Annotated in this window: 12 protein-coding genes; all 12 read right to left on the bottom strand. The window is 67.9% G+C overall.

All coding sequences use genetic code 11. The annotated features are described in order from the left end of the window. Positions 1–9 precede the first annotated feature (9 nt). A complete protein-coding gene (locus IMZ29_RS18615; RefSeq protein ID WP_216186882.1) occupies positions 10–561 on the bottom strand; it encodes a MarR family winged helix-turn-helix transcriptional regulator in 552 nt (183 codons plus the stop codon). Next, complete coding sequence (locus IMZ29_RS18620; RefSeq protein WP_216186884.1) at positions 558–1,445, bottom strand: SDR family NAD(P)-dependent oxidoreductase; 888 nt, start codon at positions 1,443–1,445, stop codon at positions 558–560. The genes IMZ29_RS18615 and IMZ29_RS18620 overlap by 4 nt, the downstream gene beginning before the upstream one ends. Further along, positions 1,442–3,778, bottom strand: a complete 2,337-nt coding sequence (locus IMZ29_RS18625; protein ID WP_216186886.1) for a bifunctional salicylyl-CoA 5-hydroxylase/oxidoreductase — start codon at positions 3,776–3,778, stop codon at positions 1,442–1,444. The genes IMZ29_RS18620 and IMZ29_RS18625 overlap by 4 nt, the downstream gene beginning before the upstream one ends. Positions 3,779–3,851: 73 nt before the next feature. After that, positions 3,852–4,778 (bottom strand): ketopantoate reductase family protein, encoded by a 927-nt coding sequence (locus IMZ29_RS18630; RefSeq protein ID WP_216186888.1) that lies wholly within the window; start codon positions 4,776–4,778, stop codon positions 3,852–3,854. Positions 4,779–4,787: 9 nt separating this feature from the next. After that, entirely contained in the window at positions 4,788–6,113 is a 1,326-nt protein-coding gene (locus tag IMZ29_RS18635; protein WP_253207262.1) for a TRAP transporter large permease, read from the bottom strand. Then, complete coding sequence (locus IMZ29_RS18640) at positions 6,110–6,610, bottom strand: TRAP transporter small permease (RefSeq protein ID WP_216186890.1); 501 nt, start codon at positions 6,608–6,610, stop codon at positions 6,110–6,112. The genes IMZ29_RS18635 and IMZ29_RS18640 overlap by 4 nt, the downstream gene beginning before the upstream one ends. 29 nt (positions 6,611–6,639) lie before the next feature. Continuing rightward, the gene (gene dctP / locus IMZ29_RS18645; protein WP_216186892.1) at positions 6,640–7,611 is read right to left on the bottom strand and encodes a TRAP transporter substrate-binding protein DctP; all 972 of its coding nucleotides are present in this window, start codon (positions 7,609–7,611) and stop codon (positions 6,640–6,642) included. Between the two features lie 73 nt (positions 7,612–7,684). Further along, positions 7,685–8,440 (bottom strand): SDR family oxidoreductase, encoded by a 756-nt coding sequence (locus tag IMZ29_RS18650; protein WP_216186894.1) that lies wholly within the window; start codon positions 8,438–8,440, stop codon positions 7,685–7,687. Beyond that, positions 8,437–10,044, bottom strand: a complete 1,608-nt coding sequence (locus tag IMZ29_RS18655; RefSeq protein WP_216186896.1) for an ATP-dependent acyl-CoA ligase — start codon at positions 10,042–10,044, stop codon at positions 8,437–8,439. The genes IMZ29_RS18650 and IMZ29_RS18655 overlap by 4 nt, the downstream gene beginning before the upstream one ends. Before the next feature lie 25 nt (positions 10,045–10,069). Continuing rightward, on the bottom strand, positions 10,070–10,642 hold the full coding sequence (gene dctP, locus IMZ29_RS18660) for a TRAP transporter substrate-binding protein DctP (protein ID WP_216186898.1): 573 nt from the start codon (positions 10,640–10,642) through the stop codon (positions 10,070–10,072). Then, entirely contained in the window at positions 10,642–11,040 is a 399-nt protein-coding gene (locus IMZ29_RS18665; protein ID WP_216186900.1) for a type 2 periplasmic-binding domain-containing protein, read from the bottom strand. The genes dctP (IMZ29_RS18660) and IMZ29_RS18665 overlap by 1 nt, the downstream gene beginning before the upstream one ends. Positions 11,041–11,112: 72 nt before the next feature. Continuing rightward, positions 11,113–11,983 (bottom strand): DUF6537 domain-containing protein (locus IMZ29_RS18670; RefSeq protein WP_371820352.1); only part of this gene is annotated, 871 nt, incomplete at its 5' end.

Here is an 11,983-nt window from a genome sequence, read left to right on the forward strand (position 1 = left end):
GAACTGTGCTCATGTCGTCTCCTTCGGGTTGTCGCCGCGCCCGGCAAGGGCGGGGTCTGAGGTATGCAGGTGCACGCGCAGCTTGCCCAGCCCCTTGTAGAGCTGGCGCACGTTGGCGTCGCTGATGCCCGAGAGCATCTCCACGATCCAGGCTTCGTGCTGGTTCGCCATGGCCTCGAAGCTCGTGCGGCCCTGGGGCGTCAGGCTCACGATCCAGGAGCGGCGGTCGTTCGGGCTCGGGCGGCGCTCGACGAGGCCTTCGTTCTGGAGTTCGTCCGTGAGGCCGGTGACGTTGCCGCCCGTGACCATGAGGTGCTGCGAGAGCTCGCGCATCTTCAGGCCTTCCGGATAGCGGTAGAGCTGCGCCATGTAATCGAAGCGTGCGAGGGAGATGTCGAAGTGCGCACGCAGGCGCTGGCGGATGTCCGTCTCGATCTGCCGGGTGCAGGCGAGCAGGCGCAGCCAGAGCTTGAGGGCGGAGTGATCGTCCGGGTGCACGCGGGCCTCGTGGCCGAGGCCCTGCGCATCGCGCAGCCATTCGTGGGATACGTCGTCTTTCATGTGACCTCGCCACCCGAGACGGAGATGCACTGGCCGGTGACGCTGGCGGCGGCGTCGCCGCACAGCCAGCGCACGGCGTCGGCCACTTCATCGGGCTGGATGGCGCGCTTTTGGGGGTTGCCTGCGAGGAACTCGGCCAGGATCTCGTCCGCGTCGCGGCCCGTCTTGGCCACGGCGTTGGCCACGCCCTCGCGCAGGATGTCGGTGTCGGTATAGCCGGGGCACACGGCGTTGACGGTGATGCCCGCACGCGCGTACTCCAGCGCCATGGACCGTGTCAGGCCCACCACACCGTGCTTGGCGGCAGTATACGCGGCGACGTAGGCGTAACCCTTCTGGCCGGCCGTGCTCGCGATGTTGACGATGCGCCCGCGCTTGGCGGCCGTCATGTCGGTGATGGCCGCGCGGCTGCACAGGAAGACGCCCGTGAGGTTGACCGCAAGCATCTGCTGCCACAGGTCCAGGCTGGTCTTGTGCAGCGGCGCGCTGGCGGCCTGGCCGGCGTTGTTGACGAGAATGTCCACCGGGCCGATGCCGGCGCGGGCCGCGGCAAAGGCTGCAGTCACTGCCGCTTCGTCGCCTACGTCCACGACCAGCGCCAGATGCCCGCTGCCGGGCAGCATGGCTTCGGTCTCACGCAGCCTGTCGAGCTTGCGCCCCAGCAGGGTGATGCGTGCGCCCTCGGCGGCCAGCGCCTGGGCGATGGCTGCCCCGATACCGCGCGCGGCGCCCGTGACGACAGCATGGCGGCCCGCGAGGCGCCCGCCCACAAGGGACGAGCCCTGCGTCTCGGTCACCGCGGCGGCGCTCTCGGCCGGTTGCGCCACGACGCTCCCCGGCGCGGCGGATGCCACGGTGCCCGTTTCCAGGGCTACGCCGCTCATGCCTGCTCCGCCAGCGCCACGGCCAGGGCCTGGGCGGCCGCGGCCTGGTTGCGTTCGCGTTCGAGGTTGCGCTCGAGCTGCATCTTGGCGGCGCGGTACTGGGGCGGCCACTCCAGATCGGTGAAGCCCAGGCGGGCGGCCTGGTCCAGCGTCCAGGCCGGGTTGGCCAGGTGCGGGCGCGCGACGGCGCACAGATCGGCGCGTCCGGCGGCGATGATGCTGTTCACGTGGTCGGCCTCGGAGATCGCGCCCACCGCGATGGTGGCGATGCCCGCCTCGTTGCGCACGCGATCCGCGAACGGCGTCTGGAACATGCGGCCATACACCGGCTTCTCGGCCTTGCTCACCTGCCCGGCCGAGCAGTCGATCATGTCCGCGCCCGCGGCCTTGAAGGCGCGCGCAATCTCGATGGCGTCGTCCGGCGTGATGCCGCCTTCCACCCAGTCGTGTGCGGAGATCCGCACCGACATCGGCAGATGCTCGGGCCAGACGGCACGCACGGCCTTGAACACTTCCAGCGGATAGCGCAGGCGATTCTCGAGCGAACCGCCGTATTCGTCATCACGCTGGTTGGTCAGGGGCGAGATGAAGGACGAGAGCAGGTAGCCGTGCGCGCAGTGCAGCTCCAGCCAGTCGAAGCCCGCTTCAGCCGCCCAGCGCGTGGTCTGCACGAAGTCCGCCTTCACGCGGTCCATGTCCTCGCGCGTCATGGCGCGCGAGTGCTGGCTCACGCCCTCCAGGTATTGCTGGGGCGAAGCCGAGAGCAGCGGCCAGTTGCCCTCGTCCAGCGGCTGGTCGATGCCTTCCCAGGCGAGGCGCGTGGAGCCCTTGGCGCCGGCGTGACCGATCTGGATCGCCATCTTGGCGCCGCAGCCGTGGGCGTGACCGAAGTCGACGATGCGCTTCCAGGCGTCGCGCTGGGCTTCGTTCCACAGGCCCGGGCACCCCGGCGTGATGCGCGCGTCGGGCGAGACGCAGGTCATCTCGGCCATGACGAGCGCGGCGCCGCCCATGGCACGCGCACCCAGGTGCATGAGATGGTAATCGGCCGGCATGCCGTCCACGCAGGAATACTGCGCCATGGGTGAGACCATGACGCGATTCTTCAGTGTGACGCTGCGCACCGTGAACGGCGTGAACATGGGCGGCGGCGCCTTGTCCGCCTGACCGGCCTGGGTGGCCAGCCAGCGCTCGAAATTCTCGACGTAGCCGGCGTCGCGCTCGCGCAGGTTCTCGTGGCTGATGCGCTGGCTGCGCGTGAGCAGCGAATACGCGAACTGCTGCACCGGCAGGCCGGTGTAGCGGTCCACGTGTTCGAACCATTCGGTGGAGTTGCGCGCGGCGTTCTGGATGCGCAGCACGTCCACGCTGCGGGTTTGCTCGTAGCGCTCCAGGGCGGCCGTAAGATCGCCGGGATGCTCGCCGATGTTCCGCGCCAGATCAATGGCGTCTTCGAGCGCGAGCTTGGTGCCCGAGCCGATCGAGAAGTGCGCCGTGTGGGCGGCGTCGCCCATCAACACGACGGGCGCGTTGCCGTTGTGGTGCACCCACTTGCGGCAGATCACGCGCGGAAAGCGGATCCACTGGGCCGAGCCGCGCAGATGCGAGGCATTGGACACCAGCGCGTGGCCGTCCAGATGCTTGGCAAAGAGCTTCTCGCAGAAGGCGATCGCGTCTTCCTTTTCCATCGTCTCCAGCCCCGCGGCGCGCCAGATGTCTTCCGTGGTCTCGACGATGAAGGTGGAGGTGTTGTCGTCGAAGCGGTAGGCATGCGCCTGGAACCAGCCCCATTCGGTCTTCTCGAAGGCGAAGGTGAAGGCCTCGAAGAGCTTGTTCGTGCCCAGCCACACGAAACGGCACTGGCGCAGATCGATGTCGGGTTGGTATGTGGCGGCGTACTTGGCGCGGATGCGGCTGTTCAGACCGTCGGCGGCGATGATGAGATCGGCATCGGGGTATTGCTCATCGCTCTGCACATCGGTCTCGAAGACCAGATTCACGCCCAGCGCGATGCAGCGTTCCTGCAGGATGTTGAGCAGGCGCTTGCGGCCGATGCCGCAGAAGCCGTGACCGCCCGAGCGCACGGTCTCGCCCTCGATGCGCACTTCGATGTCGTCCCAGTGGTTGAAGGCATCCAGGATCTGGGCCGAGGTGACCGGATCGGCCTGGCGCAGGTTGGCGAGCGTCTGATCGGAGAACACCACGCCCCAGCCGAAGGTGTCGAAGGGGCGGTTGCGCTCGACGACCGTGATGTCGTGCGACGGATCCTGCTGCTTCATGAGCAGGGCAAAGTACAGGCCGGCGGGGCCGCCGCCGATGCAAACGATCTTCATGGGTGCCTCGCTGCCGCTGGGTAAGAAGTTTAGTCTGAGATAGTTTACAACTAAACTAAATGCGCGGGAAGATTCATGATGCGAGCCGCGCATCCAGCGCGCTCACGAGGGCAGAGGCCTGGCGCAGGCCGGGAGCGGGCAGGTTCAGGCGGTCGGCCTCGCGCAGCACCGCGCCGCACAGCGTCTCGATCTCGGTGCGCCGGCCATGGCGTACGTCGATGGCCATGGAGGGGTAGTGCCGGCGGGATGCCTGCGCCACCTGATGGACGTAAGCGCGTGCCCTGTCCGCAGGCAGGGGCACGCCCAGCGCCTGCGCCACGTGGGCCACTTCATCCACGAGCGTATCGATGGCCGGCACCATGGCAGGAAGATCCACCAGTTCGCCGCAGCGCATTCCGGTCAGGGCACACAGCGGATTGAGCGCACAATTGACGGCGAGCTTCTTCCAGATCGACAGGGTGATGTCGGGCGCCAGTCGCGCGGCGATGCCGCCGCGCTGCAGCACGTCGACGAAGGCTGCTCCCTGTTGCCGGGCCGCATCCGTATCACCCCAGAGATCCGTGTTGCCTGCGGCAGTCGAGAGCGGTTCGATCACGCCCGGCGCGACGAGATCGCTGGTGAGGGTGGTCAGGCCGTAGAGCACCGGATTGCCGGGGAAGGCGTCGGCGATGGCCTGGGCATTGCCCAGGCCATTCTGAAGTGTGACGAGCAAGGTGTTCGGACCAATGGCCGGACGCGCGGCCGCCATGGCGGCCACGGTGCCAAAGCCCTTGACGAAGCACACCAGCACGTCCGCCACACGGGCGGGTGGCGTGGCGGCAAAGGCCGGGATCGGCGAGCGCACATCCCCCTCGGCAGAACGCACCCGCAGTCCATGCGCCTGCATCGCTGCCAGGTGTGCGGGCGCGTTGTCCACGCCCAGCACCTCGGCCCCGCCCAGCGCCAGGTGGTGGGCGAAGAGACCGCCCAGCGCACCGGTTCCCATCATCACCACATGCATGCTGTGCTCCTAGTTCAGCATGAAGTTGGGCAGCCAGGTGGCCAGCCCCGGCACCAGCATCACCGCGATGAGCATCAGCAGGCCGAAGAGCACATAGGGCGTGACCGCAGCAAAGATCTCCTTGGTGGCGATCTCCTTGGGCGCCACGCTGCGCATCGTGAAGACCAGCATGCCAAACGGCGGGGTGAGCAGCCCCAGCTGCATGCAGATCAGGTACATCACGCCGAACCACAGGGGATCCCAGCCGTAGAAGGCCACCAGCGGCATGAAGAAGGGCAGCGTCATCAGCATCATGCTCACCTGGTCCACGAAGCAGCCCAGCACCAGCAGGATTGCCATCATGAGGAGCAGCACGGTCCAGCTCGACAGCTCCGAGTCGCGAATGAGCGTGACCAAGCCATCCGTGGCCCCCGAGAACGCCAGGATCTGCGCGAACGTGGAAGCACCGATGATGATGAAGAGGATGACCCCCGTGATGGCCGCCGTGCCGGTCAGGGACTTGGCGAGGTTCGACCAGGTGACGGACCCGTACAGCAGGCACACGATGAAGCTGGCCAGCGCGCCCAGGGCGGCGGACTCGGTGGGCGTGGCCCAGCCTTGCGTCATGGACAGCACCACCAGCACGAAGATCGCGACCAGCGGTGAGACGTGCACCACGAGCGGCCGCCACCGCGCCCAGCCTTTCACGGAGGTGTCGCCCTCGTCGCCCGAGGGGGCCAGCGACGGATTCATCTTGGCGCGGATGATGATGTAGCTCACGAACACCACGGACAGGATGAGGCCCGGCATGACGCCCGCGATCAGAAGGCCCGAGATCGAGATGTGCGCGAGACTGCCGAGCAGCACCGTGATCGCTGAGGGCGGGATCAGCATGTCCACCGCGCCGATGGCCATGATCGGGCCCATGGCGATGCGCGGGTGATACATCCGGCGCAGCATCTCGGGCAGCAGCAGGCTGCCGAGCAGGGCTGTCGTCGCCACGGTGGAGCCCGAGATGGCCGAGAACACCGTGCCGGCCACGACAGCCACCACCGACAGACGTGCAGGCACGCGCCGGATGACGTGATCGAAGGCGTCGATGGCCTTCAACGCCACGCCGGTGTGAAAGAGCAGTTCGCCCATCAGGAGGAAGAACGGTATCGGCGTGAGCGAGAAGTTCGTGACCGACGACACGCCGTTGCGCACTGCCTGCATCAGGCCCACTTCGCCGCCGAAGTACACCACCGCACCGATGAGGTTGATGGTGATGAAGGCGAAACCGGCCGGCAGGCCGATCATCAGGAGAACCGTCAATCCACCGAAGAAGACGATGAGTGCTTGCCACCATTCCATCATGCACCTCCTTCGGCAGCATGGGCTTCGTCATGCACGCTGCGCGGCAGCAGCGCCCGGCGCGCGCACTCGATGGCGAGCAGGCCGAAGCCGATCGGCACGGGCACGAACACCCACCATTCCGGGAACACCAGGCTTTTGAATACCAGGCTGCCCGAGGCCTTGGCGTCGAGCATCAGGCGCACCGCGTACCACGCGAAGATGCCGCTGACGATGGCGCCGACCAGGGCGGCGAGTCGGTCCACCCGCTTCAGGGCGGCCGGTGAGAGCACCATGTTGAGCACGTCCAGCCGGATGTGCTGGTTGCGATACATGAGCCACGGCGCACTCGCACAGATGGCCGCGGGCAGCATGTATTCGCTGATCTCGAGGATCCAGTCCAGGCTGCCCAGCCCCAGGTTGCGGGCGATGACGTCGTAGCTCACCAGCACGGTCATCGCGGCCACCAGGATGGCAGCGATGGCTCCGCAGGCTTTCATGATCAGGTCGTACAGTTTCATGATGGCTCCCACCAGGGTGATGCCGGTGCTTATTGCGCGACCATCAGCTCACGCAGCTTGGCGCCGTGTTGCGGGCTGTTCTTGAGGATCCCGGCCCAGCCCGCGTCCAGGGACTGCTTGAGGTAGGCCTGGGTGTCGGCTTCGCTGAAGGTGATGGGCTGGATGCCGGCGTCCTGCTGGCGCTTCAGGTCCGTGGCCACGTCAGCCTTGGACTTCTCCAGGGACATCTGTTCGAGCCAGTCGCGCTGCTTCTCGAGGAAGGCCTTTTGCTCGGGCGTGAGCTTGTCCCAGGAGGCCTTGTTGAACTGGATACCCAGCTCGAGCATGTAGAAGCCCGGGTCCACGCGGTATTTGGTGATGTTCTGCCAGCCCATGTCGAAGATGCCGAGGAACGGCCAGCCGTAGCCGTCGACCACGCCGCGCTCGAGCGCCGTGTAGACCTCGCCGGGGGCCGTTTGCACCACCGTGGCGCCCATGGACTGGAAGAAGTCGCGGAAGATGGGCGCGATGCGGATCTTCAGGCCTTTGAGATCGGGTTTGTCGATCGGCTTGGTGAGATAGATGTGGTACTGGACCTGATCGCCCGTGCGGGCGAAGTACATGAGGTTGTGCTTGGCCATCACCGAGTTCAGGTAATCCAGCCCGCCGTTCTTGCGCAGCTCCTGGAAGGGCACGGTGGCGTAGTTCAGCGCCAGCACCTCGGGCACGATGCCGGCGGTGTAGGCCGCGGTCGTGTTGGCGAGATCCACCACGCCGTTGCGCAGCGCGGCACCCTGCTCCATGGTGGGGATGGCCTTGGGGCCGCCGATGTAGCGGATCTGCACGAGGCCCTTGCCTTCGTCGTTCACCTTCTTCACGAAGGCTTCGAAGGTTTCGGCGAAGTAGGTGCCTTCCTGGAAGGAATTGATGGCACGCAGGGTGACCTCTTGCGCGTGGGCGGCAGCGCCCCCCACGGCGAGGAGAGCGGCGGCGAAGAGCGAGGACAGCAGCGGGCGTTTCATGGGACGGACTCCAGGGGTCAGACTGCCAGGGGGCGCGCAGGACGCGCGAGGGGGCTGCAAACGGGGGAAGGCGTCATCGCATGAAGCGTCCGCCATTGATGTCCAGGGTGGCGCCGGTGATGAAGGCGGCGGCAGGGGAAGCGAGATACAGCGCGGCGGCGGCAACCTCGTCGGCGTGGCCGAAGCGACCCAGCGGAATGCTGGCCTGCAGGGCATCGCGCTGGGGGCCGGGCAAGGCCTGCAGCGGCGGGCTGTCGATGGCGGCGGGGGCGATGGCGTTCACTGTCACCCCGTGCGGGGCGAGCTCGGTCGCGAAGCTGCGGGTGAGGGCGACGATGCCGGCCTTGGCCGCGGCGTAGTGCGCGCCCGTGGCGCGGCTGGGCTGCTGGCCGGCCAGTGAGGCGAGATTCAGGATGCGGCCCGCGCCCCGCTCACGCAGGTGGCGCCCGGCCACGCGGCAGCCAAAGAAGGTGCCACGCAGATTGATGGCGAGCACGTCGTCCCATTCGGCGGCGTCGATGGCCCAGAGATCCGTGGTGGGCGTGCGTGCGGCGTTGTTGACGAGGATGTCGACCTGACCGAAGTGTCGGATCGTCTGGGCGAAGGCATCGGTGAAGGCGGCTTCGTCGCGTACGTCCAGCGAGAGTGCAAGGGCGTCGGCGCCCTGGGCGGCCAGCGCCTGGGCCGGGGCCACGGCCCTGTCGGCGAGATCGGCCAGTGCCACGCTGGCGCCGGCCTGGGCGAACGCGTGTGCCATGGCCAGCCCGAGTCCCTGGGCGGCGCCCGTGATGACGACGGTTTGCCCGGCCAGCGTGCTGACTGCACTCATGACCGGCCCCCGCGTCCGCCTGAGGGCAGGCGATCCCACGCCGTGGGCGTGATGCCGCGCTCGCGCAGCACGAACTTCTGGATCTTGCCATTGGCCGTGCGCGGCAAGTCGTCCACCACGTCCACGTAGCGCGGCACGGCGAAGTAGGGCAGCCGCTGCGCGCAGAACTCGGCGAGTTCCGTCATGTCGAGGCGGGCGTCGGGCTTCACGATGAGAGCCGCCATGACTTCGTCCTCGGCGAGCTCGGAGCGCACGGGGAACACCGCTGCCGTGCCGACGGCCGGATGGCTCAGCAGCACCTGCTCCACTTCGTAGGAGGAAATGTTCTCTCCTCGGCGGCGGATGGCGTCCTTGATGCGGTCGATGAAGCGCAGGCTGCCGTGGGCGTCACGCTCCACGCGGTCGCCTGTGTGGAACCAGAGGTTGCGCCAGGCCTCGACCGTCTTGTCCGGCATGCCCAGGTAGCCGGTGGCGAAGGCAAACGGTTCCTCGGCCCGCAGGACGAGCTCACCGGCCTCGCCGGGCGGCAGCTCCACGTCCTCGTCGTCCACCACGAGGGCCTGAAAGCCCGGGCGCACGAAGCCGATGCGCCCGTCCACCGGGGCATCGGCTGACGCGGCGATCACGAAGTTCGTCTCCGTGGAGCCGTAGCCTTCGAGCAGACGCACACCCGTGCGCTCGAGGAACGCCGAGGCCGCGCTGGGCGGCACGCCGGGCCCCAGGCCCAGGCGCACTCCGTGGGCGCGCTCGCTGGCGTTCGCCGGCTGGGCCAGGAGGATGGGCACCATGGCGCCCAGCAGATACACCACGGTGGCGCCGCTGCGCTGCATGAGCGGCCAGAAACCCGAGGCCGAGAAGCGTGTCTCGAAGACCACGCTCGCGCCCGTCACCAGGGCCTGGGCCAGGGTATTCAACGCGTTGATGTGAAAGAGCGGCAGCGTCGTGCCCAGTACGTCCTTGGCCGTGACGTCCAGGATGTCGGCGGTGTGCACGCCCCACCAGTAGTACTGCGCCTGGGGGCAGGTCACGCCCTTGGCCGGGCCCGTGGTGCCCGAGGTGTACAGCACGGCCAGCATGTCGCCGGCCCGTACCGCCTCAGGCTCGGCAGCCTCGACGTCCGTGTCCGGAAAGGCCACGCAAGCCACGCCCTGCAGCGTGGGCTCGGCAGGGGGCGCGCCGATCACCCAGATGGCTTGGAGGACGGCCGGGTCGAGCTCGGACAACGCCAGCCGTTCGACGAGCGCATCCTCCACGCACAGCAGACGCGCGCCGCTGTTGGCGAGCTGATAGGCGATCTGCGGGCCCATGGCCGCTGTGTTGATCGGCACCAGCGCGGCGCCGATCCAGCCGCAGGCGAGAAAGGCCTGGAGGAACTCGATGCGATTGCCGCAGAGGATCGCCACGCGATCGCCGGGCTGGATGCCGGCGGCCCGCAGCTGCGTGCCCAGCCGGGCGGCGTGGTCCGCCGCGTCGGCGTGCCGCCACTGCGTCTGGCCGAGGGTGAGCAGGGGCGCCTGCCCGTGCTGCCGGGCCGCATGGCGCAGCAGCGCGGGTAGCGTGCGCTGCGCCGGGGGCAGCACGTCAGTGCGCAGGGAGGCGGACATGGCAGTCTCCGGGCAGGCGACGGGGTCAGGGAGAAACCATCAGCTCGCGCAGCTTCGCGCCGTGCTGCGGGCTTGCCTTCAACACGCCGTCCCAGCCCTTGTCGAGCGACTCCTGCAGGAAGGCCTTGGTGTCGGCTTCGCTGAAGGTGATGGGCTGGATGCCGGCCTCGGCCTGGCGCTTCAGGTCACGCTCGACGTCCTTGACGGACTTCTCCAGGGACATTTGCTCGAGCCAGTCACGCTGCTTCTCGAGGAAGGCCTTCTGCTCGGGGCTGAGCTTCTCCCAGGCGTTCTTGTTGAACTGGATGCCCAGCTCCATCACGTAGAAGCCCGGATCCACGCGGTACTTGGTGACGTTCTGCCAGCCCATGTCGAAGAGGCCCAGCACCGGCCAGCCGTAGCCGTCGACCACGCCGCGCTCCAGCGCCGTATAGACCTCGCCCGGTGCGGTCTGAACCACGCTCGCGCCGAGTGTCTGGAAGAACTCGCGGTAGATGGGCGCGATGCGGATCTTCAGGCCTTTCAGATCGGGCTTGTCGATCGGCTTGGTGAGGTAGATGTGATACGGCACCTGGTCGCCCGTGCGGGCGAAGTACATCAGGTTCTGGCGCGCATGATGCTGTTCAGGTAATCGATGGCGCCGTTGGTGCGCAGCTCGTGGTGGGGGCGCGTGGCGTAGTTCAGCGCCATCAATTCGGGCACCACGCCGGCGGTGAAGGCCGCCGTGGTGTGGGCCATGTCGACCACGCCGTTGCGCAGGGCCGCCCCCTGCTCCATGGTGGGAATCGCCTTGGGCCCGCCGATGTAGCGGATCTGCACGAGGCCCTTGCCTTCGTCGTTGACCTTCTTCACGAAGGCCTCGAAGTTCTCGGCGAAGTAGGTGCCTTCCTGGAAGGAGTTGATGGCGCGCAGCGTGACTTCCGCGGCGTTGGCGGCCGTGGCCCCCACGGCGAGGAGGGCAGCGGCAAAGAGCGAGGACAGCAGCGGGCGGGTCATGGCGGTGGTCTCTCTCGGTCGGACAGTCAGGATGCCGGCAGGGCTCAGGCGGGGGGAATGGGGTGGATTGGGTCAGGCCAGCGCGTGCCGGACAAGGCTTGCCTGCAAGGCCTTGCCATGCTCGTCGGCCAGCGCGGCTTCCCGCAGTTCACGCAGGGTGGCAGGCGGCAGTCCGTCGTCGGCACGGGCCAGCGCGGCCATGACGGTTTCGTAGTTGCGCAGGCCGCGGGCGTGGGTATCGCTGTAGCCCTTGACCAGGCGCTGGCACTGCGCCACCTCGATCGCCAGCGCCGGATTGCGCCGTGCCGTGGTTTCGATGCGCGCGAGCCAGGCCTCGATGCGGGCGTCCTCGGCCAGAAAACGCAGCGTGCTGCGCCGCCAGCGGCGCATGCCAGCCACCGTGCTGAGCATCAGGTAGCCTGCGACCGAGCTGGTGTGGATGATGCGACCGCGCTGCGTGAGACGGCCCACCAGGCGATTGGCCCAGTTCGGCCGGGCCAGCCAGCGTCCGAGCGACGCCGGGAGCGTCTCGCAGATCTCCTCCAGGCGCGGATGCATGTATTCCTTGATGGCGACCACCTGGTCCCCCTGCACGCCCACCTCGCCCTTCACACGGGCAAAGCGCGAATCGCGGGTCTTCAGGTCGGCCACGCGGATGGTGTCCTCGTAGGACATCCAGAGCGCCAGGTGGCGGGCCACGGTGGCGGCCAGCACGCCACTGCTGTCGTCCGGCAGGCGCACGATGCGCGCCATGCGGTCCAGATAGGTGGTGGCATAGGCCACGTCTTGGTAATCCAGCTGGCGGCGCACGCCTTCGCGCAGCAGTGGCTGCAGCGGGGCGGCGAAGTCATGCGCCACGCGCGCCAGGAGCGCGGCCACGTGTCGGTCGCGCGGCGCTGTCGCGCCGGTGGTCGCCACGGGTGCGGTGTGCGGGGTGGTGGCG

The sequence above is a fragment of the Verticiella alkaliphila genome, assembly GCF_018904615.1.
Taxonomy (GTDB): domain Bacteria; phylum Pseudomonadota; class Gammaproteobacteria; order Burkholderiales; family Burkholderiaceae_B; genus Verticiella; species Verticiella alkaliphila.

Excerpts from the sequence above, each read along its gene's own strand:
- IMZ29_RS18650 (WP_216186894.1), bottom strand. The coding sequence starts at position 8,440 with ATGAGTGCAGTCAGCACGCTGGCCGGGCAAACCGTCGTCATCACGGGC.
- IMZ29_RS18640 (WP_216186890.1), bottom strand. The coding sequence starts at position 6,610 with ATGAAACTGTACGACCTGATCATGAAAGCCTGCGGAGCCATCGCTGCC.
- IMZ29_RS18615 (WP_216186882.1), bottom strand. The coding sequence starts at position 561 with ATGAAAGACGACGTATCCCACGAATGGCTGCGCGATGCGCAGGGCCTC.
- IMZ29_RS18655 (WP_216186896.1), bottom strand. The coding sequence starts at position 10,044 with ATGTCCGCCTCCCTGCGCACTGACGTGCTGCCCCCGGCGCAGCGCACG.
- dctP (WP_216186892.1), bottom strand. The coding sequence starts at position 7,611 with ATGAAACGCCCGCTGCTGTCCTCGCTCTTCGCCGCCGCTCTCCTCGCC.
- IMZ29_RS18630 (WP_216186888.1), bottom strand. The coding sequence starts at position 4,778 with ATGCATGTGGTGATGATGGGAACCGGTGCGCTGGGCGGTCTCTTCGCC.
- dctP (WP_216186898.1), bottom strand. The coding sequence starts at position 10,642 with ATGTACTTCGCCCGCACGGGCGACCAGGTGCCGTATCACATCTACCTC.
- IMZ29_RS18665 (WP_216186900.1), bottom strand. The coding sequence starts at position 11,040 with ATGACCCGCCCGCTGCTGTCCTCGCTCTTTGCCGCTGCCCTCCTCGCC.
- IMZ29_RS18635 (WP_253207262.1), bottom strand. The coding sequence starts at position 6,113 with ATGATGGAATGGTGGCAAGCACTCATCGTCTTCTTCGGTGGATTGACG.
- IMZ29_RS18625 (WP_216186886.1), bottom strand. The coding sequence starts at position 3,778 with ATGAAGATCGTTTGCATCGGCGGCGGCCCCGCCGGCCTGTACTTTGCC.
- IMZ29_RS18620 (WP_216186884.1), bottom strand. The coding sequence starts at position 1,445 with ATGAGCGGCGTAGCCCTGGAAACGGGCACCGTGGCATCCGCCGCGCCG.